Here is a 25,783-nt window from a genome sequence, read left to right on the forward strand (position 1 = left end):
CTCACGACCATGGAAAAGTGGTGTCAGGGGAAGGGGACCAGACTCGGGCCGCCCGCTGTGGGCCGCCGCGGCCACCCCATGCCCCGCCGCGGACTGCCGGAGCCGCGAACTGCCCCGCCGCGGCCCGCCCCCGCCTACCCCGCCTCCGGCGCCGCCCCCAGCACCCGGTCCAGATACGCGTTCCCGAACACCCCCGCCGGGTCCACCCGGTCCCGCAGCGCCACGAAATCGTCGAAGCGGGCGTACCGCGGCCGCAGCTGTTCCGCGCCGAGCGTATGCATCTTGCCCCAGTGCGGCCGCCCGCCGAACGACCCCAGGATGTCCTCGCATGCCCGGAAATACCGCTCGTGCGGCATCCGGTGGTACTGGTGGAAAGCGATGTAGCAGCTCTCCCGCTCGTGCGCCGTCGACAGCCACACGTCGTCGGCCGGCGCGAACCGCACCTCCAAGGGGAACGACACTCGTTCGTCGTTTGCGTCGATCCACCGCTTGATCTCTCGCAGCGCCTCCTGTGCCCGCTCGCGCGGAATGGCGAACTCGCCTTCCAGGAAGCGGACATCGCGTACCGAGGCGAAGACGCGGTGGGACAGATCCGTCCACTCTCGCGCCGACATCGCGCGCGCCGCGAACCGGGTGATGCCGGGGATCAGGGCCGGGAGCCGCGTCCCGATCCGGTTCAGCGCCTCGAACCCGGTGCCGCTGACCCGCTCGTCGAGCCGCCGCGCGAAGTCGCCGATGGGCTTCAGCGGAGTGCCGCCGGGCAGGCGGCGGAAGCGGCGGGTCAGCGTCCGGTCGCTGTGCGGGAACCAGAAGAATTCGAAGTGGTCGTTCTCGTCCGCGAGTTCCTGCATGCGTTCGAGTGTCTCGGCGACCGGCATGCCGGTGTCGCGGGCATGCAGGACGAACGAGGGGACGCACTGCAGCGTGACCTTCGTGAGGATCCCGAGCGCGCCGATCCCCACCCGGGCGGCGGCGAACAGGTCCGCACGCTCGGTCGCCGAGCAGGTGACGAGCGAACCGTCGGCGAGGACCATCTCCAGGCCGCGGACCTGCGTGGCGATGCCGCCGTACCGCAGTCCGCTGCCGTGGGTGCCGGTGGAGATGGCGCCCGAGATGGTCTGCCGGTCGATGTCGCCGAGGTTCTCCATCGCCAGGCCGTGCGCGGCCAGCACCGGGTTGAGCTGCCACAGCGGCATGCCCGCCTCGACGGTCACCAGCCCGGTGCCGCGGTCGACGGACACCAGCCCGGACAGCCCGCTCATGTCCATCTGCACACCCGGCGCCACCGCCGCGCCCGTGAACGAGTGCCCGGACCCGACCGCCTTGATCCGCAGCCCGTCCCGCACCGCGCCCTTGACCGCGGCGGCGGCCTCGGCCGGGTCCGCCGGGCGCTCCACGCGCACCGGAGACGCCTGCTCGTTGCCCGCCCAGTTGCGCCAGACGCTGCCCATGACGGTGAACCTCCCGGGAGAACGGCGGGCCGCATCCCGCTCGCGGCTCCACCGGAAGGCTGGACTTGGTCGACCGTCCAAGTCAAGAGTTTCGGCCGATCGACTTGGACAGGTGACCTGGACGAGTGTCCACAACCGGGTGGCCAAACAGCGGCGGCCGGGCACCCGCTGGGATACGTTGGCTCGACGACCCGCGCCACCCGGCGCCGCACAACCCCGGAGACCGCCCATGCCCCGCCGCTCGGCCGAAGAGAGCCGCGAAAACCTGGTCGACGCCGCGATCCGGGTGATGGTCCGGGACGGCGTCGCCGCGGCTTCGACCCGGGCCATCGTCGCCGAGGCCGGACTGCCGCTCGGCGCGTTCCACTACTGCTTCCGCTCCAAGGCGGAACTCCTGCACAGCGTCATCGAGACGATCATGGCCAAGACGCTGCCGCCGACCGTGACCGACGGCGCCGCGCCGGCGGGCGACGGCCGCCGGGACCCCGCCGCGGTCATCGGCGGCAGCATCGACGCCTACTGGCGCCGCATCCAGGCCGAGCCCGACGAGCAGATGGTCACCTACGAGCTGACCCAGTACGCGTTGCGCCACCCCGAGCTTGCCGATGTGGCGCGTGCCCAGTACCGGCAGTACCGGGACGTCTTCCGCGAGTACCTGGAGACCATCGCCACGGTCGCCGACGTGCGCTGGAAGGTCGACGTGGCCGTCCTCGCCCGCTACGGCTTCGGCGTCATGGACGGCCTCACCCTCAACTGGCTCATCGACCGCGACGACGCCCAAGCCCGCGCCGCGCTCGACGAGTTCGCCGGCTACCTGATCGCCGCCGCCGAGCCGCGCGGGGACTGAGCGGGGCTCGGCGGGTGCGCGGCTTCGGCCGCCGGTCGGCCGCCAGAGTCTCCGACCCGCTGCCAACCGGACCAGCCACCCGCTATCCGGCCACCTCCACGGACGCCCGTGCCGTCGCCGCGAGTTCCGGCAGCGTCCCGGCGAACTCGGGCAGCAGCCGCACCGCGACCACCCAGGCCTCCACGTCGTCGCCCCAGTGCGCGGCGAACAACTCGGCGAGGTCGGGGTGCGGGGTGTCGGCGTGCCAGTGCGCGCGGTTGACCCGGTAGTCGTCGTGGACGAACAGCTGCAGCGTGTCGCGTGCGGGGCGCAGGTGGGTGAGTACGTCGACGGGGGAGAGGCGGCCGTGGATGAGCGCCCCGTCCAGCCAGTCCGGCGCGAGCCGTGCCGGTTCGCCGTACCAGTGCGTGGTGTCGGCCTCGGGAATGCCGGCCTGGAGCAGGTCGATGAGCATCGGCCGCGGGCAGTCGGCCCGCGCCGCAAGCGCGTTCCGGATTTCGGTGCGGAACGGGCGCTCGCGGTGCGCCGCCACGATCGCGTCCCACGGCAGCGCGGTGCCTTCGGCCACCAAATGGTCGATCTCGTCGGCGTTTTCCTCCAGCGAGTGGAGCTGCTCGACGATCTCGGCCGCGCTCTCGTGGACGGCGAGCTGGGCCCGCAGCCTGTCGAGGCCGTCGTCCGCGTCGAGTGCCGCGGCGACCGCGAGCGCGGACGCGTCCTCGAACGCCGGTGCGGTCAGCGTCCCGCCGAGTTCCTCCGGGAAGGAGGCCTCGGCGAACACCGCGCGAGCGGCGTCGCGGCCGTGCCGCTCCCAGACCGCGGCGACGACCCGGATCCGGCCCGCCTCGGTCTTCAACGGCACCCGGTTGACCACGACGCGGGCGGTCTCCGGGTCGCCCGACGCGATCATGCGCGGCAGCCATGGGCGCAGCTTGTCCTGCTCCAACGCCCACAGCTCCGCCGCGTCCGGCGGCACCGGGTCCGCCGGACGCGGACGGCCGGGCAGCCGCAGGATCTTCGGCGGTACGTCCGGACCGGACGCCAGCGCCGCCGTGAACTGCTCGGTCGGCAACGGCGCAGGCTCGCGCTGCTCGACCGCGGACGGCTCGCCGATCCGGGCGGCGACCGCCGCCGCGGTCTCCGACGGCGCGAACGCGAGCACGAGACCGGCGAGCGACCGGTCGTTGTCGGTCATGGAACTCCTTCGAACGGCTGAACGACTGGACGATTCAACGGCTGGACGACTCAACGGCTGACGACTCAACGGCCGAAGCGCCGAAGCACGGCAGGGCAGGGCACGCCTGAGCAGGGGCCGCAGGCGCCCGTTCGGGCGCCCGCGGGGGAGGGGAGCGGAAGCTCAGACGGTTTCGCCGAGCTTGGCGACGGCGTTGGCCAGCTCTTCCGGGGTGCGCCGGTAGTAGTTGTAGGAGCCGGGGTAGGCGCGGGCCGTGAAGTCGACGTACGTCGCCGCGACGTCCTCCAGCGTGCAGGCGTCCGCACCGATCGTCTCGCGCAGCAGGACGAGGGTCTCCGGCAGCGGGTCGCGGTCCATGCTCACCCGGGACAGCAGCGCGTCCAGGCCCTCCTCGCGCACCAGCTCGCGCAGGCGTTCGACCGCCGGGGCGAGCAGCGCGGCGCGGCGGGCGTATCCGTCGGCGGGCGGCTCGGCGGCGGCCTCCGCGAACGTCGGGGCGAGCGCGGCCTTCAGTCGCTCCAGCAACTGCTCGATGCTGTCCGGAACCTCCGGGTAGTCCTTGCGGAACTCGTCCGCGTCCACGTCGATGTCGTCCAGGAACGCGGTGGTGATGCGCTGCCCGGCCCACGACGCGTCCGACGACACGAGGCTGCGCAGCAGCAAGTCGGCGGAGAGCGAGCCGGCTTCGGCGAGGAGGACGGCGTCGTACAGGTCCTTGCCCTGCGGATAGGTGTCGGTCACCAGCCACAGCAGCTTCCACGCGAGAGACTGCGCGGGCGTGGCGGCCAGGATGCGGTGCCCGGCGGCGTTGCCGTGGCCCGCGTGGCGGGCCGGGATGTGGGTGAACTCCGGTGTGTGCGGGATGCGTTCGTTGAACACGAAGTCCAGCTGCACGCTGCCCGACGGTAGGCCGTCGGCGTGCCACGGAAGGACCAGGCGGCGGCCGGGGACCCGGTCGTACGTCCAGATCTCGTCGCTCGCCGCGCCCGCGGCGTCGATCCGCACCGTGCTGCCGGCGTCCGCCTTCGACACCTCGGCCGCGGCGGCGGCCAGGTCTTCGAGCATGCGGTCGGTGCGCGGCTCCTCCATGACCCAGGTCGGCGGCACGACGACGAAGTCGAGGTCGCGCGGCTCCCGGGCGGCGTCGCCGTACCAGGCCTTGAGGAGGATGCTGCCGCGCAGCACCAGATGCTCGGCCCACGCCGACGAGGCGATGCCGGCGAGGACGTGGTCGAGGGCGCGGTGCCGGGCCGCGTACCAGCGCGCGGCGGTCTCGGCGGACGCGAACTGCGGCTCACCGGGCCGCATCGCCCGCGAATAGTGCTGCAACGCCGGCTCGAACACCGGCCGCTGCAGGACACCTTCGCCGCGGACCACGGACAGCGACGTCGGCAGGCCCTGGTTCTCGCGAGTCTCGTCGTCCAGCGGCTCCTGCGGTACGACGTCGGTCTCGGGCCAGGGCCCCCACTCCATCTCGTCCCAGGACGTCGGCCGTTCGTCGATCGTCATGTGCGGTCGCCTCTCCCGTAGTACTTGCCGCTGTCGTTCATGCGCGCGCGGCGGCCTCGTCGATCCAGCCGCGATCCAGCGCCTCGTGGTCGTCGTGGACCACGAACTCCCGCTCCACCGAGTGGATTGCGTAACCACCGTCGCGAAGCTCGGCCAGCAGCGCGGTCAACGCCCGCTCCGCGGTCGCGTCCCCCACTCCGCGGCACCGCTGCGTCACGAACCGCTCCGCTCGGCCGTCGTCACGCACCCGACGGGCATTGTGCGACAGATGCGCGTCGTGCCGCACCGCGATATCCGCCAACTCCCGCGTATCCACAGCGGGTTCCAGAACCACTTTGACGTGGTGCTCGAAATGGTAGGACGCCGCCATCACCGCCGCGTCCGCGTCCGTGCGCGGCACCCCCGGATGCCACGGCGCCGCCTCGATCTTGACCCGCACCACCTCGAACCCGGCACTCCGCGCCGCGCCGGCCCACACCGCCCCGGCACTCCGTGCCGCCTCCAGCGTCGTCCGCGCCCGCACCGTCACCATCGGCTGCGACACGACCTCCCCGCGCCCCAGCACGATGTGCGTCACGCCGGCCCCGCGAGCCCCCGCCCATGCGGCAAGCCGACCCACCTCCGCCTCCGCACACCGCACCGTGACATGCGTCTCGAACTCCCCCGCCACATCGGCAGGAAACGCCACCCCAGACCTGACATCCGTCACCACGCACCGATCTTGTCAGCGGGGACCGACACGGAGCCGACTCGGCATCCGGACCCGGGCGACGCGCCCCCCTCCGCCGCCCGGAGAAGCAATCCGAAAGGCTTACTTGTTGCCCGTATGGCCTATATGACCTTAATTGCACCCTGGGTGAGCCTGCGAATAAATATGTACTCAATGGGCAAATCCCACATGTCGGCCATGGATGTCTCGGCCTGCTCGAACGAAAGTCGACGCCTGTGACACGCGGACAATCCTCATGACGGCCACAGCCGGGTCCATCGTCCGGGTCGGGGCGGACGGGCGGTTGCTGGGGTTCGACCGGCGTTTCGAGCGTGCCACCGGCCTGACCCCGGAGGCGCGGGAGAAGCCTCTGCTCGAGGTGCTCGGCAGTCGGCTGTCCCCGCGGGCTACCGCGGCTTGGGCCGAACTCGTCGCCGCGGCCCACGCCGCGCCGGACGGGGTGGCCGTGCGGGTGGTGGAGATTCCCGCCCCCGACGGGGCTCCGGTGGCGTGCATGTTCGAGGCGCGTGCCGTCGGCGAGGAGACCGAACTGCGTGAGGTGCCCGGCAGCGTGGATGTGGACGTGCAACTGGCCACGTTCCGCCTCGCCGCCACACTCGGCGGTTTCGGCCTGTGGACTTACGACATCGCCGCGAGCACCTGGCGATGGCACGGCGGTCGCGCGCAGGTCTCGCCCGCACGCGGCGCCGCGGACTGGATGGCGCGGGTGCACGCCGACGACCGGCCCTCCTTGAAGCGCCTGCAGGCGGCACTGGTCGCGGGCGAACGCACCGAGGCGCGCGTCGAGTACCGGCTGCTCGACGCCGCCGATCAGTGGCATTGGATCGAATCCCATGTGCAGCGCCTGCGTCTGGGCCTGGACGGGCGGGAAGTCCTGGTCGGCGTCAACCGCGACCGGAGCGACGTCGTCGGGGTGCAGGCGGAGGGGAAGCGGCGTCTGGCCGCCGAACGCGAGCGCGGGGCCCGATTGGCCGAGGTCTCGGCGGCGATGATCGCGGCCGTCACCGAGGAGGCCCTGGGCGAGGTGATGATGGCCCGTGTCGCCCCCCTCTTCGGCGGCACCGGAGCCTTCGTGGGGTTCGTCCACGGCGATCGCTTCCGGATGACGAACGCCTCGCGTCCCGACGACATGGCCCTCGCCCGACTCGACGGCACCGCACTCGACGAACGCCGCCCTCTGCATCACGCGATCCGCAGCGGCGAGGCGATCTTCGTCCCCTCGCTGCGCGCGCACGAACTCGCCTGGCCGAACGCCACCGAACTGATCGCGGCGACCGGCGCGCACGCGTACGCGGTGATCCCCTTCGAAGTCGGCAAAGGCCCCATCGGCGCTCTCGTCATCATCTACGACCACGAGCACCACCCGAGCCCGGACGAGCGCGCGCTGATGCGCACGCTGGGGCAGCTCGCCGGGCAGGCCGTCGAGCGCATCCGACTCCAGCAGGCGCTGACCGAACTCGCCCGGGCGCTCCAACGCACCATGATGCCCTCCGCCCCGCCGGTCGTACCCGGCCTGGAGATCGCCGCCCGATACTCGCCGGCCGCGCACGGACTTTCGATGGGCGGCGACTGGTACGACGTGGTCCCCGGCGACGACGGCACCGCGCTGCTCAGCATCGGGGACGCCCAGGGACACGACGTGGACGCGGCCGCGCACATGGGCCAACTGGTCACCACGGGACGGGCCTTCGCATCGCACGACCCCACGCCGTCGCTCATCCTCGGCCGCGTCAACAACCTCCTCGCGAGCCTCGGCCGCGACAACTTCGCCACATGCACGCTGCTGCGCCTCGACCCGGCCACGGGCGAGTGCGCGGTCGCACGGGCGGGCCACGTCCCGATGATCGTGATCGACCCGGACGGCAGGGCGGACGTCCTCGAAACCCCGGGCGGCCCCATCCTGGGCGCCTTGCAAGGTGCCGAGTACCCCCAGCACGAGACGGTGCTGCGGCCGGGAACCATCATCGTGCTGGTCACCGACGGTGTCGTGGAGTCCCGCGACATGCCGATCGAGGTCGGCATGCGCCGGGCCGCGGACCGGGCGGCCGCATGTGCCGGCGACGGTGTCGAGGCGATCGCCGACGCGATGCTCGCGGCCGCCGCCGAGACCGGCGGCGAAGACGACGACGCCGCGGTCCTCGTCGTTCGCGTCCCACCGGCCTCGGCGCCGGACGGCCGGTGACCGCGGCCACATGCTTCCACTGGCTGAGCCCGGGGCGAACGGTCAGATACCGAACGGGGCCGCGTAGTGGATCGTCCCCGACGGGATGGGCTGCGACGGGTCCAGCGTGAGCACCATCAGGGCGTCGTCGGGGACGTCGATGGTCAGCCCGATGCCGTGGGCGGAAGCGCGGGTGAACCCGAAGCGGGGGTAGTAGTCGGGGTGGCCGAGGACGGCTACGGCGTGTTCGCCTTGGGCGGCCGCGGTGGCCAGGGCCGCGCGGATGGCGGCCGCGCCGGCGCCGGATTTCTGGTGGGCGGGGAGGACCGCGACGGGAGCCAGGCAGAGGGCCGGGGTGGTGTCGATGTGGCAGCGGGTCAGGAGGGCGTAGCCGACGGGGATGTCCGCGTTGTCGACGGCGACGACCGAGAGGCCTTCGAGCCAGGCCTGGGAGTCGGCGCGGAGGGCGTCGACGAGGTCGGCTTCTTCCGGGGTGGGGAAGGCGGCTTCGACGATCGCCCGGATGGCGGGGACGTCGGCGGGGGTTTCGGGGCGGGTGAGCCAGCTGGTCATTGCGCATGTATAGCGAATCCCGCACCTCCTGATGCTCTGCTGCGCGCCGCGGTCGGGACGCGCCGGGGGCGTCGAAGAACTGCCGCCCCGGTCAGGGCGCCTGGTGCAGGTGTGTCCGGCGGCCGTCGTGGTCGAACATGCAGAGGATTTCGGCGGGGCCGTCGTCGGAGCCGAAGGTGTGCGGGATCATCGTGGAGAACTCGGCCGCTTCTCCGGTTTCGACGACGATGCGGCGTTCGCCGAGGAGCAGCGTCACCGTGCCGGACAGCACCGTGAACCAGTCGTGCCCGGGGTGTGCGTTCATCGCGTCGGGCCGGGCGGGCTTGGTGAGCCGCATGCGGGCGACGGTCACGCCCTGGGTGCCGGGGCCGCGGCTGAGGATCCAGGTGCTGACGCCGCGCGACTCGTCGTGCCGGGGGCGGATCACCACGTCCTCGTCGTCGACGGTCTCCACGAGCTGGTCGAGCGTGGTGCCGAGGGCGCGGGCGATCGCGGTCAGCTGGTCGAGGCCGATCCGGCGCTGTCCGGTTTCGATGCGGCTCAGCGTCGACGGGCTCAGGTAGCAGCGGGCCGCGAGGTCGTCGAGCGACCAGCCGAGGGCGACCCGCAGGGCGCGGATCCGCTTCCGCACGAGGGTGTCGAGAGCGTCGTCGTCTTGCTTCATACGCAAGATGGTATGTCATCAGCGCAAGAGGCGCTTAGAGTCGAAGCATGGACGAGCGACAGCACCCGAACCACCACGGCCACGCCCACAGCCACGGCCACGGCCGCCATGCCCACGACGCAGCCCCCGGGTCCTTCGGCGACTCGGCCGGCCTGGCCGATCTGCTGGACCTCGACATCGAGATCCTGGACGCCTGCTTCACCGACGTGACCCGGCGCATCCGCAAGGCCTCCGCCGAGCAGCCGCCGCGCCGCCTCGTCGACCTCGGGGCCGGGACCGGCGCCGGCACCCTCTCCCTCCTTGCGTGCTTCCCGGACGCCGACGCGACCGCGGTCGACGTCGACCCGCAGATGCTCGCCCGGCTCGCCGAGAAGGCCGAGCAGCGGGGCCTGGGGGCGCGGGTGCGGACGGTGCAGGCCGATCTGGACGCCGCGTGGCCTGAACTGGGCCCCGCCGACGTGGTCTGGGCGTCCGCGTCGCTGCACCACACCGCCGACCCGCTCCGGGCCCTCGGCGAGATCGGTCGCGTGCTGCGGCCGGGCGGACTGTTCGCCCTGCTGGAGATGGACGGTCTCCCGCGCTTCCTCCCCGACGACCTCGGCTTCGGGACGCCGGGCCTGGAAGACCGCTGCCACGAGGCCATGGCCAAGGAGACCGCCGACCACGTCCCGCACCTCGGTGCGGACTGGGACGCCGTGCTGGCCACGGCGGGCTACACGGTGGTCGACGCCCACACCTACGACATCCGCCTCGCCGGCGCCGACCTCCCCGAGGCCGCCGGACGCTACGCCCGCGGCTACCTGACCCGCGTCCGCGCCGGCTTGGCGGACGCGCTGTCACCCGACGACCTTGCCGCCCTCGACCGCCTCGTGGCCGACGACGGACCCGACAGCGTCCTCCGGCGCGACGACCTGATCATCCGCACGACGCGGGAACTGCGTTTGGCGCGACCGGCCTGACCTGCCCGAGCCGCCCGAGTCCCGGCGCGCCGCCGCACGGGCCGCGCCGCGGCTCACCACGGCACCCGGCAAGCCGGTCGTGGCGCCGAACCTCAGCGCGGCCCGACCTTCTCCCACCCCCGCCGCTCCGCCCGCACCCCCACATTCCGCGGGTCGCGCGCGCGGTAGACGATGTACGGCCGGAACACGTACTGAATCGGCGCGCTGAACATGTGCACCAGTCGCGTGAACGGGATCAGCGCGAACAGCACCAGCCCGATCACCGCATGGATCTGGTACAGCGTCGGCGCGTCCGCCATCAGTGCCGTCTTCGGCTGCAGGGAGAACAAGCTCCGCACCCATACCGCGATGGTGTCGCGGTAGTTGTAGCCGCTGGAGATCGACGAGTGGGCGAGCTTCGCGATCATCCCGAAGGCGATCGCCGCCGCGAGCACGACGTACATCAGCTTGTCGTTGCGCGTCGTGGCCCGGAAGACGGCCCGATTGGTCCGGCGGCGGTAGATCAGCGCGGCGATGCCCAGCAGGGTCAGGACGCCCGCCGCGGTGCCGGCGAACAGGGACATCAGGTGGTAGGCGTGTTCGGTGACGCCGAGCGAGTCCGTCCACGACTTCGGCACGAGCAGGCCCATCAGGTGCCCGACCAGCACGAAGAGGATGCCGTAGTGGAAGACCGGAGAGGCGATCGTGAGGATCTTCGACTCGTAGCTTTCCGAGGACCGGGTCGTCCAGCCGAAGCGGTCGTAGCGGTAGCGCCAGACCAGGCCGGACACCAGCAGTGCCACCGCGATGTAGGGCAGGGCGCCCCAGAGGAACGTGCGCATCAGTGGCCTCCGGAGCCGTCCGCGCCGACGATGGGCAGCATGTCGAGGTGTCCGTAAGGGCGTTCTGCGTACCCGGCGAGCCCCACCTCTTCGCGCGCCGGACCGCTGCGCGCCAGCGCCCGCGCTTCGGCGCGGTCCCGCGGCGATGGGCCGGGCAGCACCGCGCAGACCGCGGCGACGACGTGCGCGTACGGGGTGCCGTGCTCGGCGAGCGCGATCCGCAGCAGTTCCAGCCCCGCCCGGTGCTCGCGCAGGAGCGTGTCCGACCCGGTCGCGGCGGCGAACTCCAGCACCACGGGCAGGAAGTCGGGGAGGTCCTCGCCCGTCGGTTCGAGCCCGTGTGCGCGGTAGGCCTCCTTGAACCGCACGAGCGATGTGCCGCGGCGCCGCGTGTCGCCGTCCGTCCACCAGCTCAGATACAGGCAGTGCCGGTTCTTGAAGTCGAACACGTCGACGTAGTGCGCGGCGAGATCGCCGACGGGGGTGGACACGGCATGGTCGAGGAACGGCCGCAATGCCGCTCCGCCTCGTCCCGCGGCATCCAACGCGGAGGAAACCAAGGGGAGTTCGACGGCGAACGCTTCGTCCGGATAGGCCAGGCACCGCGCCGCGGCCTGGCACAGTACGCGGTCGGCGTGGGGCAGAAGTCCGCTCACAGGTCCTCCTCCCGGTCGGCGGTCTGCCGACGCCGCGTCAGGTGGAACGCCTCGATCGTGACCAGCGGCAGCCGCCGATGCCCGAGCTTGGTCTCCGAGCCGGAACTCTCTCCGAACGGGCCCGGAGCGTCCTCGTAGACCCCGTCGTCGACGCTGCAGCCCGATCCGACCGCGGACTCCTCCAAGCGGTGCGCGTCGGCCATCGCCGCCGTCGGGATGACGTAGCGGTCGTCGTACTTGGCGATCGCCAGCAGGCGGTAGAGCGCCTCGATGCGTTCCGGGGCCAGCCCGAGGGCCGCCGCGGGTGCCAGGTCGGGTTCCCGCCCGAGGTTGACCGCGCGCATGAACGACCGCATGACCGCGAGGATTTCCAGCGACCGGCGGACCGGCTCGGGGTCGCCCGCGGTGAACAGTTCGGCGAGGTATTCGAGCGGGATGCGCAGCGTGTCGATCGCGCCGAACAGGTTGACCGGGTCCTCGCCGTCGTGCCCGCTCTCGGCGAGCGCCTCGACGACCGGGGAAAGCGGCGGGATGTACCACACCATCGGCAGCGTGCGGTATTCCGGGTGCAGCGGCAGCGCGACGCGGTAGTCCTTGATGAGGGTGTGGACGGGGGACCGGCGTGCGGCTTCCATCCACTCGAAGGGGATCCCGGCCGCCTCCGCGGCGCGCCCCACCTCGGGGGCGTGGGGGTCGAGGAAGACCTCCAACTGGGCCTCGTACAGGTCCTTCTCGTCGGGTTCCGCGGCCGCGGCGGCCACCCGGTCGGCGTCGTACAGCATCACGCCGATGTACCGCAGCCGTCCCACGCAGGTCTCCGAGCAGACCGTCGGCAGGCCGACCTCGACGCGCGGATAGCAGAAGTGGCACTTCTCGGCCTTGCCGGTGCGGTGGTTGAAGTACACCTTCTTGTACGGGCACCCGGTGACGCACTGCCGCCACCCGCGGCACCGGTCCTGGTCGACGAGCACGATGCCGTCCTCGACCCGCTTGTACAGCGCCCCCGACGGGCACGAGGCGACGCAGGACGGGTTGAGGCAGTGCTCGCAGATCCGCGGCACGTAGAACATGAAGGCCTCTTCGAAGGCGAACTTGACCTTGTCGCCGATCCGTTCCACCACCGGGTCCGCCGCGCCGTGCTCGGTCGCGCCGCCGAGGTCGTCGTCCCAGTTGGCCGACCACGCGACGGCCATCGGTTCGCCGGTGAGTACCGAGCGCGGCTGCGCGACGGGGTAGTCGTCGCCGAGCGGCGCCTTCGTGAGCTGGTCGTAGTCGTACGTCCAGGGCTCGTAGTAGTCCTTGATCTCGGGCAGCACCGGGTTGGCGAAGATCGTGGCGAGCTTCTTGAACCGGCCCCCGGCCTTGAGCTTGAGCCGGCCGCGCCGGTCGAGCGCCCAGCCGCCCTGCCAGCGGTCCTGGTCGCTCCAGCGGCGCGGGTAGCCCTGTCCGGGGCGGGTCTCCACGTTGTTGAACCACACGTACTCGACGCCGCCGCGGTTGGTCCACGTCTGCTTGCAGGTGACCGAGCAGGTGTGGCAGCCGATGCACTTGTCGAGGTTCATGACCATCGCGACCTGGGCCATTACGCGCATGGGTCAGTACTCCACCTTCCGGGTGCGGCGGCGGACGACGGTGACTTCGTCGCGCTGGTTGCCGGTGGGGCCGAGGTAGTTGAACGCGAACGACAGTTGCGCGTAGCCGCCGATCAAATGGGTCGGCTTCAGCAGGATCCGGGTCAGCGAGTTGTGGATGCCGCCGCGCTTGCCGGTCGTCTCCGCCTTGGGGGTGGCGACCGTGCGGTCCTGCGCGTGGTGCATGTAGACGGTCCCCGCCGGCATGCGGTGCGACACGATCGCACGCGCCGCGACCACTCCGTTGCGGTTGACCGCCTCGACCCAGTCGTTGTCGCGCACGCCGATCGCGGCGGCGTCCTGCGGCGCCATCCAGATGACCTGGCCGCCGCGCGACAGCGCGAGCATGAACAGGTTGTCCTGGTACTCGGAGTGGATCGACCACTTGTTGTGCGGGGTCAAATAGCGGACGGTCACTTCGCGTTGCCCGTCGGGCCCGAGCCGCGGTTCGCCGAACAGCCGGTGCATGTCCAGCGGCGGCCGGTACACCGGCAGCGCCTCGCCGAGTTCGTGCATCCAGTCGTGGTCGAGGAAGAAGTGCTGGCGCCCGGTGAGGGTGTGCCAGGGCTTGAGGTGCTCGACGTTGACGGTGAACGGACTGTAGCGGCGGCCGCCGGTCTCGCTGCCCGACCACTCCGGAGACGTGACGACCGGCACCGGCGCGGCCTGCGTGTCCGCGTAGGTGACCCGCTTGCCCTCGTTCTCCGCCGCGAGCGGCGTCAGGTCCCGCCCCACCCGCTCCGACAGTGCGGCGAAGCCCTGCACGGCGAGGCGGCCGTTGGTCGTTCCGGACAGCGCGAGGATCGTGTCGCAGGCCTTGACCGCCGTGTCCAGCAGCGGCCGCCCGTCGGCGGGGCCGCCGCGGGCCGTGCCGTTGCCGGCCTTGAGCAGCTCGACTTCCCGGTCGGGCAGCAGGGTGAGGCCCTTGGCGGACAGGCCCTTCGTCTCCACGAGCGGGCCGAGCGCCGCCATCTTCGCGGCGACCGCCGGGTAGTCGCGTGCCACCACGGTCAGCGTCGGCATCGTCTTGCCCGGGATCGGCGGGCATTCGCCGCGCCGCCAGTCCAGCGCGACCCCGCCCGGCTGCCCGGTCTCGCCGGGCGTGTCGTGCTGCAACGGGGTGGCCACGATGTCGGTACGCACGCCCAGGTGGTCGGCCGCCAGTTCGGAGAACCGGGCGGCGATCGCGTGGAACGCGTCGAAGTCGGTGCGGGCCTGCCACGGCGGATCCACCGCGGGAGTGAACGCGTGCACGAACGGGTGCATGTCGGTGGTCGACAGGTCGTGCTTCTCGTACCAGGTCGCGGCAGGCAGCGTGATGTCCGACAGCAGTGTCGACGACGTCATGCGGAAGTCCAGCGACAGCAACAGGTCGAGCTTGCCTTCCGGGGCTTCGTCCCGCCAGACGACGTCGCGCGGCCGGGCGTCCGGGGGCGCCTCCTCGGCGCGCAGGCTGTGGTGTGTGCCCAGCAGGTGCTTGGCGAAGTACTCGGCGCCCTTCGCCGACGAACCCAGCAGGTTCGCCCGCCACAGCGTCAGCACCCGCGGCCAGTTCTCCGGCGCGTCCGGGTCCTCGCACGCGAACCCCAGCCGCCCGGCGGCCAGTTCGCCCGCCGTGTACGGCACCGGGTCCACGCCCGTCCCGGCCGCCTCGTCGGCGAGGTCGAGCGGGTTGCGGTCGAACGTCGGATACGACGGCATCCACCCCGACCGCGCCGACTGCGCCACGCAGTCCGCGACCGTCATCTCCGCGAACCGGCCCTCGCCCAGCGGCGAGGCCAGCACGTCGGCCGGGAACTTGTCGTACCGCCACTGGTCGGAGTTGAGGAAGAAGAACCCGGTGCCGATCATCTGGCGCGGCGGCCGCTGCCAGTCCGTCGCCCCGGCGAGCGTCGCCCAACCGGTCGCCGGACGGCACTTCTCCTGCCCGACGTAGTGCGCCCAGCCGCCGCCGTTGCGGCCCTGGCAGCCGGTCAGGGTGAGCAGCGCGAGGAACGCCCGGTAGATCGTCTCGGAGTGGAACCAGTGGTTCGTGCCCGCGCCCATGAGGATCATGCAGCGGCCGCGCGTCTCCTCCGCGGTACGGGCGAACTCGCGGGCGATGCGCACGCACTTGGCGGCGGGGACGGAGGTGAGCTGCTCCTGCCAGGCGGGCGTGCCGGGCGCGTCGGCGTCCTCGTACGACGCCGGCCAGTCCCCGGGCAGATGCGGGCGGGCCACGCCGTACTGCGCGAGGAGCAGGTCGAACACCGTCGTCACCAGGCGGCCGCCGGCCTCCGCGACCGGCACGCCGCGCCGCACGACCGGGTCGCCGGTGCCGTCGAAGCGCGGCAGCAGCACCTCGGCCGCGTTGCCGGCCCCGTGCAGGGACAGCCGCGGCCGGATCGCCCCGAGGTCCAGGTTCCAGGCGCCCTTGCCGGACTCGGTCCACCGGAAGCCGAGGGAACCGCCGGGCACGGCGGGCGCGTCCGCGGCCTCGTCCCACACCGCGGTCTTCCACTCGGCGCCCTCCCCGGTGTCGCCGAGGTCGCTCGCGCGGAGGAACTTGTCGGGGACGTACGCGCCGTCCTTCTCCCGCAGCGTCACCAGGAACGGCAGGTCGGTGTACGTCCGCACGTAGTCGGCGAAGAACGGCACCTGCCGGTCGACGAAGAACTCCTTGAGCAGCACATGCCCCATGCCCAGCGCCAGCGCGCCGTCGGTGCCCGGATGGGGGTGCAGCCACTCGTCGGCGAACTTCGTGTTGTCCGCGTAGTCCGGCGACACCACGACGACTTTCTGGCCGCGGTAGCGCGCCTCGGCCATCCAATGCGCGTCGGGTGTGCGGGTCACCGGGACGTTCGAGCCCCACATCATCAGGTACGCGGCATCCCACCAGTCGCCCGACTCGGGGACGTCCGTCTGGTCACCGAAAACCTGCGGCGACGCGACCGGGAGGTCGGCGTACCAGTCGTAGAACGACAGCATCGGCGCGCCGATCAGCGACATGAACCGGGCGCCGGAGGCGTGCGACACCATCGACATCGCGGGGATCGGCGAGAAGCCCGCGATCCGGTCCGGGCCGTACTTCTTGATCGTGTGCACGTGCGCGGCGGCGATGATCTCGACCGCCTCGTCCCACGAGACCCGCACCAACCCGCCCTTGCCTCGGGCGCGTTGGTAGCGGCGGCGGCGCTCGGGGTCGTCCTGGATGTCGGCCCACGCGTCCACCGGGTCGCCGAGGCGCGTCTTCGCCTCGCGGTACATGTCGATGAGGACGCGGCGGGCGTACGGGTAGCGCACCCGGGTGGGGGAGTAGGTGTACCAGGAGAACGCGGCGCCGCGCGGGCAGCCGCGCGGCTCGTACTCGGGGCGGTCCGGGCCCACCGACGGGTAGTCGGTGCCCTGGGTCTCCCACGTGATGATGCCGTCCTTGACGTACACCTTCCAGCGGCAGGAGCCCGTGCAGTTGACGCCGTGCGTCGAGTACACGACCTTGTCGTGGCTCCACCGGTCGCGGTAGAAGACGTCGCCCTCGCGGCCGCCGGTCACCCGCACGCTGTGCAGGTCCGCCGCGGTCTGCGCGCCGCGCCGCAGGAACCGGCCGGTGCGCAGCAGCATCGCGTCCGGCTCCGTCGGTACGTCCTGCGGCACCGCTGCCTCCCGGGCGATCGGCTCGGCGGCGCGTCCCGTTGCGGGGCCGTTCGCGCGCCGACACTACTGGTACGTGTAGTCATACAAACGGCAATTCGGTGTGGGGGTTGGGCGACACTCCGGGCAAACACCGCAATTCCACCGCGCCGCGACGCACGTCCTGCATGATCGCCGGGTGACCGCCGAGAGCGCCACCCCGGCCCACAGCGCCCCGCACGCCGCCCCGCCTGCGCCGTGGTGGTCCGCGGTGCCGCCCGCATCCGGGTCGATCGTGATGGCGACGGGCATCGTCTCGATCGGGCTGTTCGTCGCCGGGTTCGACACGCTGTCGAAGATCCTCATGGGGATCGACATCGCGGTGTGGCTGCTCCTCGCCGCGGCCTTCGTGACCCGGGCGTTCCGCGACCCGCACGGCTGGAAGACCGCCGCCGACACCCCGCCCGCCCTCACCGCCGTCGCCGCCACCACCGTGCTCGGCACCCGGCTCGCGCTGTTCGGCTGGACGCACACCGCCTACGCGCTGCTGGCCATCGCCGCGCTCGCGTGGCCGATGCTGCTCGGCGGGGTGGCGCGGCACCTCGGCCACCGCATGCCGGGGGCGGTCTTCCTGGTCTGCGTCGCCACCCAGGGCCTGGCCGTGCTCGCCGGGCAACTCGCGCTGCTGGGCGAGGGGGAGTGGCTCGCGTGGGCGGCGCTCGTGCTGTTCGCCCTGGGCCTCGTGCTGTATGCGGTGGTGCTCACCCGCTTCGACATCCGCCAGATCCGCACCGGCGCGGGTGACCACTGGGTCGCAGGCGGCGCGCTCGCCATCTCGGCGGTCGCGGGGTCGAAACTCGTCGCGTCGCCGGTGTGGAAGGGGACCGCGCACGACATCCTGCGCACCACGACGCTGGTCGTGCTCGGCGTCGCGCTCGGCTGGTACATCGTTCTGGCCGTCGCCGAAATCGCCTACCCGCGCCTGCGCTACGACATCCGCCGCTGGGCCACGGTCTTCCCGCTGGGCATGACCGCGGCGGCTTGCCTGCTGGTGTCGGCGGCCGCGCATGTGGCGTGGCTGGACACGGTGGGGCGGGTTCTGCTGTGGATCGCGTTTCCGGTGTGGGCGTTGGTGGGGGTCGGGTTGGTGCGGTCGTTGGCGGGGCCGGCGCGGGCGCGGTTCGGGTAGGGCGAGGTGGCGTGGGGGCGGGTCTTTACTTCTGCGGGTCGAACCGACACCATCCAGATGTTCCCAATGGGAACTTCTCGTCGTCGCTCCTTGAGCCCGCCCGCGGAGGCTGCCATGCCGCCCCTCTTCCCCCGAACCCTGGCCGCCGATCTGCCCCTGGCCGGGTGCACCGCCGCCGAGGTGTCCGAGCGCCTCACCGGGGCCGACCCGCGGGCGCTGCTCATGGCCCTCGTGCACCTCACCCGCGACGCCGACGCCCTCGCCGTGTTCGCGGCCGTGTGCGAACCCGGCCCGGCGGACGACGACCTGGCCGCGGCCCTGCGCGACCGCCTCGCCGCGGTGCTCACCGAGCCTCCGTCCGCCGAAGCCGGCGCCCCACTGCCCGATGCCCTGATGCAGGCCATGGCCGCCACCTTCGCCCGCGAGCCGGTGGCCGCCGAGTTCCTGCCCGTCCTGCGCGACCAGTGCGGGTTCGACACGCTCGACGCCGTTCCCACCCCGCCCGCCGCGCACGGCGGCTTCCACGTCGCCGTCATCGGCGCGGGCCTCACCGGGATCGCCGCAGCGGTCAAGCTCGCCGAAGCCGGGCACACGTACCGGATCTACGAGCGGAACTCCGACGTCGGCGGCGTCTGGCTCGTCAACCAATATCCGGGCGTCGGTGTGGACACGCCGAGCCACTTCTACTCCTACTCGTTCGCGGTCAACCCCGACTGGCCGGCGTTCTACTCCAGCGGCGACGTCGTCCTCGAATACCTGCGGCGCTGCGCCGACGCCTACGGCATACGCGCGCACACCTCCTTCGCCACCCACGTCGAGTCCTGCACGTGGGACGAAGCCGACCGCCGCTGGACCCTCACCACCCGGCACGCCGACGGCACCGTCTCCCGCGACCACGCCGACGCCGTGGTCAGCGCCATCGGTTTCTTCCAGGACCCCAAGTACCCGGACATCCCCGGCCTCGCCGACTTCGCCGGCACCGTCGTGCACACCGCCGCCTGGGACCCCGGGCTCGACCTCGCCGGGCGCCGCGTCGCCCTCGTCGGCACCGGCGCCAGCGCGATGCAGACCGCGCCCGCGATCGTCGACGACGTCGCCGCCCTCACCGTGTTCCAACGCCAGCCCGCGTGGATCCAACCCCGCCGCGCCGCCAACCTCACCGTGCCGGAAGGCGCGCTCTGGGCGATGCGGCATGTGCCGTACTACGCCGAGTGGTTCCGCACCATCACCTACTGGTTCGCGTCGGACGCCAACTATGCGACCATCACCGCCGACCCGGACTGGCGCGGCGCGGACACGGCGATCTCCGCGGCGAGCGACAAGCTCCGGCAGATCCTCGTCGCCTACGCGCAAGCCGAACTCGCCGACCGTCCCGACCTGCTCGCCAAGGCCATCCCCGCCTACCCGCCCTTCGGCAAGCGGATCCTCCGCGACGCCGACTGGTACCGCATGCTGCGCCGCGACCACGTCGACCTGTGCACCGAGCCGATCGACCGCATCGTCCCCGAAGGCATCCGCACCGCCGACGGCGCCTTCACCGAGGCCGACGTCCTGATCCTCGCCACCGGCTTCCACCTGCTGCCGATGCTCCGCTCCGTCACGGTCACCGGACGCGGCGGCACCGCCCTCGCCGACGTCTGGGGCGACGAAGACCCGCGCGCCCATCTCGGCGTCACGGTGCCGGGGTTCCCGAACCTGTTCGTCCTGTCCGGCCCCAACTCCAGCCCCGGGCACGGCGCCGGCAACAACTTCGTGTCCGAAGTCCAGATCCACTACGTGCTGGCCTGCCTCGACCTGCTCCGCGAACGCGGCCTCCGCACCCTCGAACCCACCGAGGAAGCCCACGCCGCCTATGCCGACGACGTCGACGCCACGATGGCGGGCCTGGTCTGGAGCCACCCATCGGTGCGCAGCTACTACCGCAATGCCGCGGGGCGCGTGGTCGTCACCAACCCGTGGCGGCTCGTCGACTACTGGCACATGCTGCGGAAGCCGGACCCGGCCGCGCACGTGCTCGGCTGACGCGCCCGCGTCGTCCTGTCGGCGCGACGACGGCTCAGGACTCGGCGTCGGCGATCCGCGCGACCCCCTCCACCAGCAGGTCGACACCGTCGATCGCGGCGGCGGTCTGGTGCTCGCCCCACCGGGCGATCAGCTCGGGGAACGCGAAGTGCGGATCGACCGCCGAGGATTCCTCCAACCGGCGCAACCCTTCCAGGGCTTCCTCGAGTCGGCGCCGGTGCTCGGCCAGCAGCTCGCGCAGCCGCTCCGGATCGGCGACGTGCCCGAGCCACGCCCGCAGCACCATCGAGTCGCGCAGCATCGGCGGCTCCACCGGCGCTTCCTCCACCCACCGCTTCAACTCGGCGCGACCCGTGTCGGTGATCCGATACGCGCGCTTGCTGCGCGCCGATTCGCCCGGCACCACCCGCGACGCGGCCAGACCGGCGGCCTCCAGCTTCTCCAACTCCCGGTAGATCTGGCTGGTCGCCGGGCTCGCGTAGAAGAACCGCAGGCTCAGATCGGCCCACTTCTTGACCTCGAAGCCCGACAGCTCGGGGGCGTACGACAGCAGCCCGAGGATCGAGTAGGTCGACGTCGGCAACCAGGCGTTACGTGCGGCAGACACCCGCCCAGCGTAGACACCCGCCGTCAGCCGCCGAGCAGCACACGGAGCCGCAGCGCCAGTGCGTCCATCTCGGCCTCCGGCACACCGGGGCTCTGCCCCAACGCCGCCGCGAAGATCCCCGGCCCGCGCTGCTCGGCGTCGAGCCCGGGCGGCCGCGGCACGACGTGGAAGTGCACGTGCGCGTAGCCCTCCGCCTCGGCGAACTGCGCCACGTAGGTCTTCACACAGCCGGTGGCCTCCTGCAGCGCCCGCGACAGCCGCACCTGCCACGAACCCAGCGCCGCCGCCTCGTCATCCGTCAACTCGGCAATCGTGGTGACATGCCGCCGCGGCACCAGGACCAGCCACCCGACCATGCCCGCCCCGACCGCATGCGCGACACGCCAATACCGGTCACCGGCGATCGCCTCCCAGGGCGCGGCTTCGACACCCCGGGCTTCCTGACGGCAGGTGAAACACCCTTCGGGAACGCCCATGACGCCGATGCTAGGCCGTGTCCGGTGCGCCACCGCCGAGTTCCGCGAGGAGGCCTGTGCCACAACCAGATCGTGAAGCGCCGCTGAGCCGTCGGCTGGCACAGCGGCCGCGGTGCGGCAGTGTCCGAAGCTCCGGTCCAGGACGTCGGCCCGGCCACATACCGGGATGCCGAGGCGCCGCCGTTTCGGCAACCGAGCCTGGGCCCTTCTGACGCCTGACGCCATCGCCGCGATCGCCCTCACCCGATTGGACACGAACAAACCCGTGCCGAACCCCGCAGGCCTCGCCTGACACCGGTCCGCCGGCGTAGCCGAAGAGCGTCAGCCGCGGAGGAGGGCCTCGCGGGCCGGTTTGACCATGGCGCGGACGGTGCGGCCCTTGCCGAACTCGCCGAGGGCGGTCATCGTCCAGGTATCGCCGCTGCGGGTGAGCTTGCACATCAACAGGCCGGTGGTCGGCTCGGATTCGGCGAGTTCGAAGCGGACGAGTTCGGTGTTGTCGCGGTCGTCGACCAGGCGGCAGAAGGCGCGGGAGACATTGGTGAACTTCTGGCCGGAGAACGAGTTCACGGTGAACACCAGCGCGGCGACCTGCGGCGGCAGCCGGTCCAGGTGGACCTTGATGACCTCGTCGTCGCCTTCGCCGCGTCCGGTGAGGTTGTCGCCGGAGTGCACGATCGCCCGGTCGAGGCCGGTGAGGCTGCCGAACCACACGGTGTCGAGCTTGCCCCCGTGCATGTCGAACGCGATGCACGAGGCGTCCAGGTCGACCCGCATGCCGCGCTTTGCGGGGTCCCAGCCGAGCCCCATCCGCACGCAGGTCAGCGGCGGCGCACCGGACTTCACCAGCGAGACGGACTGGTTCTTCGTGAGGGTGACCCGGCCCTTGTCGAGGTTGACCGGTGCGGGGGAGGCGGCGGGTGGGGGCCCGACGGGTGCGGTCGGGGGCGCGTGCATCGGGGGGAACGCGGCCGGGGGCGCACTCGGCGGCGCGCCAAGGGTGCCCGGGGCACTCGGGACCGGCGGGAAAGCCGCGGGCGCGGCGCCAGGGACCGGCGGGAAAGCCGCGGGCGGAGGCGCCGGGGCCGCCGGGGGAGTCGACGGGCTCGGCGACACGGCCACCGACGGCGTCCGCGGCGCGGCCGCGAGCGGCGCGGCCGGAGCGGGCGTCGGTGCCCCGGCGGTCTGCGGGGCCGCTGCCGGGCCCGGTTCGTCCTCCTCGTCCACCGCCACGCCGAAGTCGGTGGCGATGCCCGCCAGGCCGTTGGCGTAGCCCTGGCCCACCGCGCGGACCTTCCAGGCGTCGCCGCGCCGGTAGATCTCCAGGAGCAGCAGCGCGGTCTCGGTGCCGAGGCCGGGCGGGGCGAACGCGACCAGGTCGGTGCCGGACGCGGCGTCGCGTACCGAGGCCTGGACCGCCCCGGCCGCGCCGAACGTCGTCGGGCCGTTCCCGTCGAGGCTCGCCACCACGACCACCCGGACGATGTCCGCGGGCACCCCCGCGGTGTCGACCCGTACCGACGCGGCCGCCCTCGGCGCGCCCGGGCGGAACGTCACGCCGGGTGCCGACGGCTGGTTGTAGAACACGAAGTCGGCGTCGGAGCGCACCGATCCGGACGCGTCGAGGAGCAGCGCGGACACGTCGACCGCCGCGGCCGTGGCCAGTTCGACCACCACGGAAGCCGCGCCCAGCGGATGGTTCGCGCCCTTGGCGAGCTGCTCCGGCATTGTCGTGTCCACCCCTCGTAGCCGCGGCGTCCCCCGACGTCCGCCCTCTCGGATTGGGGACGAACGGCACAAGGCGGCGGTTCCCCGCCTGAGCCGCGCTGCCCGGGTCGGGCCGGGTCTAGAGCCGGTCGCGCCAGGGCAGATGGGTGTGCTGAAGCGCCACCAGCGCGACGGCGAGGCGGCCGTCGGCCCAGTCGGCCCGTACCGCGAAGTCCTGCCAGGTCGACTCCGCCGAGGTGAGGTGCAGGACCGGTGCGCCGTTCCGGCGCCAGATCGTGTTCACGGGCATCCGCCACACGTCCCCGCCGAGCAGCGCGGCGGCGAACAAGGCGGCCCACAGCGGCGAGAACAACCAGAACATGATCCACCCGAACACGCCGCCCTTGACCGCGCGGAGCGTCGTGCCGTCGGGCGTCTCGGCCAGCCACGACGTGCGCCGCATCCGGAGGACGCCGCCCTGACGGCGGGTCACCCGGGCGAGCGGCGCGCCGTTGCCGTCCACGATGCGGTAGACGGCGTGGGTGCCCTCGGCCGCTTCGGTCTCGACGACGGCGAGCGCCGTCGTGCGCGCCGCATCGGCCCACACGACGACGTGGCGCCAGCCCGACTTCTGCATGCCGTCGCGGCGTTCGATCTCCAGGAAGGCGATTTCGTCGTGCGTGCGGCCGCCGCGCGCCCGGTACTGCACCACGGGGTCGCGTGACGCCCCCGCGGGCAGCCGCGCCGCCTCCCGGTCGGACGCTCCCCTGCGGGCCCGCAGCCCGCCCCCCGCCTCGAGCCGAAGGTCCGCGAGCACCGTGCGCCTCCCCGCTGTGTGTGGAACCGGTCGTCCCGGGGCTCGTCGCCGTGCCCGCACGGATCACCCTAGAGGGTGAAGCCGGGGTGGGCGCCGACCGGGATTCCGCGACGGGTTACTGCGGCAGGTGCTGCTTGGCTTCTTCGTAACCGGCTTCCGGCGCCGGTGCGGACGGCGTGTAGACGAGGTGCACAACACCCTTGTCCAGCACGGTCGACGAGGCCAGCGCGAGCGGGATCGGCGCGTCGCCGTCGTCGAACAGCCGCATGCCCTTGCGTACCGCGATCGGGTGAACCAGCAGGTGCAGTTCGTCGAGCAGCCCGGCGGCGAGGAGCTGGCGGACGACCGACACCGAGCCGCTGAGGGCGATTTCGCCGCCCGGCTCGTTCTTCAGCGCGGTCACGGCCTCCACGAAGTCGCCTTGCAGCTGCTCGGAGTTGCGCCACGTGAAGGTGAGCGGCCGGTGCGAGAGCACGATCTTGCGCATGTCGCCGATCGTCTTCGCGAAGCCCGCGTCCTCGCCGCCGGCCGCTTCCCGGACCGGCCAGGCGCCCGCGAAGCTGTCGTACGTCTCCCGGCCGAAGAGCATGGTGTCCGCCCGGTCCATCGACGCGGCGACGGTCGCGCCCATGTCGTCGCTGAAGTACGGGAAGTGCCATTGGTCGGGCGCTTCCACGACGCCGTCGAGGGCGATGAACAGGCTGGCGGTGATCTTGCGCATGGCGGGTCCTCCGGCGTCCGGTGCGTGCTGTCGCAGATTCAGACTCTGCCGGGGCCGGAAACTCATCGGCGGGAGGCGCGGTAATCCGCGGCGGCGTGTCGCCGCCGCGGATTACCCGCGGCCGTAACACCGTCACACCGTCACAGCGCTTACTTCGTCACAGTGTCTTGAGGAAGTCGGCGATGTGGCCGGTGACGCGGGCGATGTCCGCGTCGCCGAGTCCGTGGTTGCCGGAGACGAGGATGCCCTGGCGCATGACCTGGTCGGCGTTGGGCAGTCCGCCGTCGGCGATGCGGAAGGCGCGGTTCTTCAGCATGGGGTGGCGGGTGATGTTGCCCGTCCACACGGTGCGGGTGTCGACGCCGCGCGGCTCCAGGTACTGCTGGAGGTCGGCGCGGGTGAACGGGGCGTCGGGGTGGATCTGGAAGGTGTAGGTGTGCCACGCGGTCTCCAGGTCCGCAAGCTGGCGCGGCAGGATGAAGTACTGCGGGTACTGCGCGAGGAAGTCGCTGTAGAGCGCGAAGTTGCGCTGCCGGCGGGCGAAGTTCACCGGCACCTTCTTGAGTTGTTCGACGCCGAACGCGGCGCTGATCTCGTTGGGCTCGAAGTTCCAGCCCAGCTCGTCGAAGATGAAGCCGCTGTCGTAGGCGACCCCGTCCAGGTCCTCCCAGAAGCTGCGCTCGCCTCCGCCGCCGAACACCTGCGTCTCCGAGCGGCGCCCCCAGCGGCGCAGCAGCAGGCAGCGCTCGCGCAGTCCGTCGTCGTCGAGCAGGACCATGCCGCCGGTGCCGCCCGCGGTGATGATGTGCGACAGCGCGAAACTGGTCACCGAGATGTCCGCACGCGTCGCGGTCGGCGTGCCGCGCAGCTTGGGCGCCAGCGAGTCGCAGCCGTCCTCGACGACCTTGAGGCCGTGCCGGTCCGCGACCTCGCGGATCACGTCCCAGTCCGGCGCGTTGCCGACCAGGTTCGGCAGCAGGATCGCCTTCGTCTTGTCCGACACCGCCGCTTCCAACAGCGACACGTCCACGTTGAACGTGTCCGGCTCGACATCGACGAACACCGGCACCGCACCCGCGCGCACGATCGGCGCAACGTCCGTGGAGAACGTCAGCGGCGAGGTGATCACCTCGTCACCCGGCTGCAGGTCCAGCAGCTCGACCGCCAAATACAGCGCGGACGAACCGGAGTTGCACATGATCCCGTGCCGCTTGCCGGTCATCTCCGCCACCCGGCGCTCCATCTCGGCGACGTTCGCGCCGATGCCGAGTTTCCCGCTGCGCAGGACACGGGTGACCGCTTCGATCTCGGCCTCGTCGTAGACGGCGGAGATGTAGAGCACGCGCTTGTCGTCGGGGGCAGGCGTGGTGTTCTCCGGCATGGGGGTCCTTCCGCGGGACGGTAGTCGTGTGCGGCCCGGGCGCGCGGCCGTACCGCC

The 25,783-nt window shown here is 72.1% G+C and carries 21 protein-coding genes; 5 read left to right on the forward strand and 16 right to left on the reverse strand.

Going from position 1 to position 25,783, the window contains the following annotated elements; all coding sequences use genetic code 11:
- Positions 1-134: 134 nt before the first annotated feature.
- Positions 135-1,451 (reverse strand): D-arabinono-1,4-lactone oxidase, encoded by a 1,317-nt coding sequence (locus ACPA54_RS18300; RefSeq protein WP_423531042.1) that lies wholly within the window; start codon positions 1,449-1,451, stop codon positions 135-137.
- Positions 1,452-1,680: 229 nt separating this feature from the next.
- Here ACPA54_RS18300 and ACPA54_RS18305 point away from each other — a divergent pair, with 229 nt between their 5' ends.
- On the forward strand, positions 1,681-2,298 hold the full coding sequence (locus ACPA54_RS18305) for a TetR/AcrR family transcriptional regulator (protein WP_423531044.1): 618 nt from the start codon (positions 1,681-1,683) through the stop codon (positions 2,296-2,298).
- 82 nt (positions 2,299-2,380) lie between these two features.
- Here ACPA54_RS18305 and ACPA54_RS18310 read toward each other — a convergent pair whose 3' ends face one another.
- The 3 genes from ACPA54_RS18310 to ACPA54_RS18320 form a co-directional block, all read right to left on the reverse strand.
- On the reverse strand, positions 2,381-3,493 hold the full coding sequence (locus ACPA54_RS18310) for a hypothetical protein (protein ID WP_423531046.1): 1,113 nt from the start codon (positions 3,491-3,493) through the stop codon (positions 2,381-2,383).
- Between the two features lie 162 nt (positions 3,494-3,655).
- Positions 3,656-5,002, reverse strand: coding sequence for a nucleotidyl transferase AbiEii/AbiGii toxin family protein (locus ACPA54_RS18315; RefSeq protein WP_423531048.1), 1,347 nt, complete (start codon positions 5,000-5,002; stop codon positions 3,656-3,658).
- A 37-nt stretch (positions 5,003-5,039) separates the two neighbouring features.
- Positions 5,040-5,714, reverse strand: a complete 675-nt coding sequence (locus tag ACPA54_RS18320) for a hypothetical protein (RefSeq protein WP_423531050.1) — start codon at positions 5,712-5,714, stop codon at positions 5,040-5,042.
- A 253-nt stretch (positions 5,715-5,967) separates the two neighbouring features.
- Between ACPA54_RS18320 and ACPA54_RS18325 the strand changes: the two genes are divergently transcribed.
- Positions 5,968-7,914 (forward strand): SpoIIE family protein phosphatase, encoded by a 1,947-nt coding sequence (locus ACPA54_RS18325; RefSeq protein ID WP_423531052.1) that lies wholly within the window; start codon positions 5,968-5,970, stop codon positions 7,912-7,914.
- Positions 7,915-7,956: 42 nt separating this feature from the next.
- On the opposite strand, the gene ACPA54_RS18330 is transcribed toward ACPA54_RS18325, so the two are convergent.
- On the reverse strand, positions 7,957-8,466 hold the full coding sequence (locus ACPA54_RS18330; protein ID WP_423531054.1) for a GNAT family N-acetyltransferase: 510 nt from the start codon (positions 8,464-8,466) through the stop codon (positions 7,957-7,959).
- Between the two features lie 91 nt (positions 8,467-8,557).
- Positions 8,558-9,130 (reverse strand): helix-turn-helix domain-containing protein, encoded by a 573-nt coding sequence (locus tag ACPA54_RS18335; protein WP_423531056.1) that lies wholly within the window; start codon positions 9,128-9,130, stop codon positions 8,558-8,560.
- A gap of 47 nt (positions 9,131-9,177) precedes the next feature.
- On the opposite strand from ACPA54_RS18335, the gene ACPA54_RS18340 reads away from it, so the two are divergent.
- Positions 9,178-10,089: a class I SAM-dependent methyltransferase gene (locus ACPA54_RS18340; RefSeq protein ID WP_423531058.1), complete on the forward strand. Its 912-nt coding sequence runs from the start codon at positions 9,178-9,180 to the stop codon at positions 10,087-10,089.
- Positions 10,090-10,181: 92 nt separating this feature from the next.
- Here the strand turns inward: ACPA54_RS18340 and narI are convergent, their stop codons facing one another.
- Genes narI through ACPA54_RS18360 form a run of 4 tightly spaced genes read right to left on the reverse strand, consistent with a single transcriptional unit; the run spans position 10,182 to position 16,797 of the window.
- Positions 10,182-10,910 carry a respiratory nitrate reductase subunit gamma gene (narI, locus tag ACPA54_RS18345; protein WP_423531060.1) on the reverse strand — a complete coding sequence of 243 codons (729 nt, stop codon included), beginning with the start codon at positions 10,908-10,910 and terminating at the stop codon, positions 10,182-10,184.
- Positions 10,910-11,566, reverse strand: a complete 657-nt coding sequence (narJ, locus tag ACPA54_RS18350) for a nitrate reductase molybdenum cofactor assembly chaperone (RefSeq protein WP_423531062.1) — start codon at positions 11,564-11,566, stop codon at positions 10,910-10,912. Before narJ ends, narI begins: the two co-directional genes overlap by 1 nt.
- Positions 11,563-13,158 (reverse strand): nitrate reductase subunit beta, encoded by a 1,596-nt coding sequence (narH, locus tag ACPA54_RS18355; RefSeq protein WP_423531064.1) that lies wholly within the window; start codon positions 13,156-13,158, stop codon positions 11,563-11,565. Before narH ends, narJ begins: the two co-directional genes overlap by 4 nt.
- A 3-nt stretch (positions 13,159-13,161) precedes the next feature.
- The gene (locus tag ACPA54_RS18360; RefSeq protein WP_423531296.1) at positions 13,162-16,797 is read right to left on the reverse strand and encodes a nitrate reductase subunit alpha; all 3,636 of its coding nucleotides are present in this window, start codon (positions 16,795-16,797) and stop codon (positions 13,162-13,164) included.
- A 208-nt stretch (positions 16,798-17,005) separates the two neighbouring features.
- On the opposite strand from ACPA54_RS18360, the gene ACPA54_RS18365 reads away from it, so the two are divergent.
- On the forward strand, positions 17,006-17,995 hold the full coding sequence (locus ACPA54_RS18365; protein WP_423531065.1) for a tellurite resistance/C4-dicarboxylate transporter family protein: 990 nt from the start codon (positions 17,006-17,008) through the stop codon (positions 17,993-17,995).
- Between the two features lie 114 nt (positions 17,996-18,109).
- Positions 18,110-20,017 (forward strand): flavin-containing monooxygenase, encoded by a 1,908-nt coding sequence (locus tag ACPA54_RS18370; RefSeq protein ID WP_423531067.1) that lies wholly within the window; start codon positions 18,110-18,112, stop codon positions 20,015-20,017.
- A gap of 34 nt (positions 20,018-20,051) precedes the next feature.
- Here the strand turns inward: ACPA54_RS18370 and ACPA54_RS18375 are convergent, their stop codons facing one another.
- The 6 genes from ACPA54_RS18375 to ACPA54_RS18400 all read right to left on the reverse strand — a co-directional run bounded on the left by ACPA54_RS18375 (position 20,052) and on the right by ACPA54_RS18400 (position 25,726).
- Entirely contained in the window at positions 20,052-20,624 is a 573-nt protein-coding gene (locus tag ACPA54_RS18375) for a PadR family transcriptional regulator (protein WP_423531069.1), read from the reverse strand.
- Positions 20,625-20,647: 23 nt separating this feature from the next.
- On the reverse strand, positions 20,648-21,100 hold the full coding sequence (locus ACPA54_RS18380) for an HIT family protein (RefSeq protein ID WP_423531071.1): 453 nt from the start codon (positions 21,098-21,100) through the stop codon (positions 20,648-20,650).
- A gap of 321 nt (positions 21,101-21,421) precedes the next feature.
- A complete protein-coding gene (locus ACPA54_RS18385) occupies positions 21,422-22,828 on the reverse strand; it encodes a TerD family protein (RefSeq protein ID WP_423531073.1) in 1,407 nt (468 codons plus the stop codon).
- 118 nt (positions 22,829-22,946) lie between these two features.
- Positions 22,947-23,624 carry a hypothetical protein gene (locus ACPA54_RS18390; RefSeq protein WP_423531075.1) on the reverse strand — a complete coding sequence of 226 codons (678 nt, stop codon included), beginning with the start codon at positions 23,622-23,624 and terminating at the stop codon, positions 22,947-22,949.
- A gap of 115 nt (positions 23,625-23,739) precedes the next feature.
- The gene (locus ACPA54_RS18395) at positions 23,740-24,345 is read right to left on the reverse strand and encodes a dihydrofolate reductase family protein (protein WP_423531076.1); all 606 of its coding nucleotides are present in this window, start codon (positions 24,343-24,345) and stop codon (positions 23,740-23,742) included.
- 157 nt (positions 24,346-24,502) lie between these two features.
- Complete coding sequence (locus ACPA54_RS18400; protein WP_423531078.1) at positions 24,503-25,726, reverse strand: DegT/DnrJ/EryC1/StrS family aminotransferase; 1,224 nt, start codon at positions 25,724-25,726, stop codon at positions 24,503-24,505.
- Positions 25,727-25,783: the final 57 nt, after the last annotated feature.

This window comes from Uniformispora flossi (assembly GCF_049534875.1).
GTDB lineage: Bacteria > Actinomycetota > Actinomycetes > Streptomycetales > Streptomycetaceae > Yinghuangia > Yinghuangia aomiensis.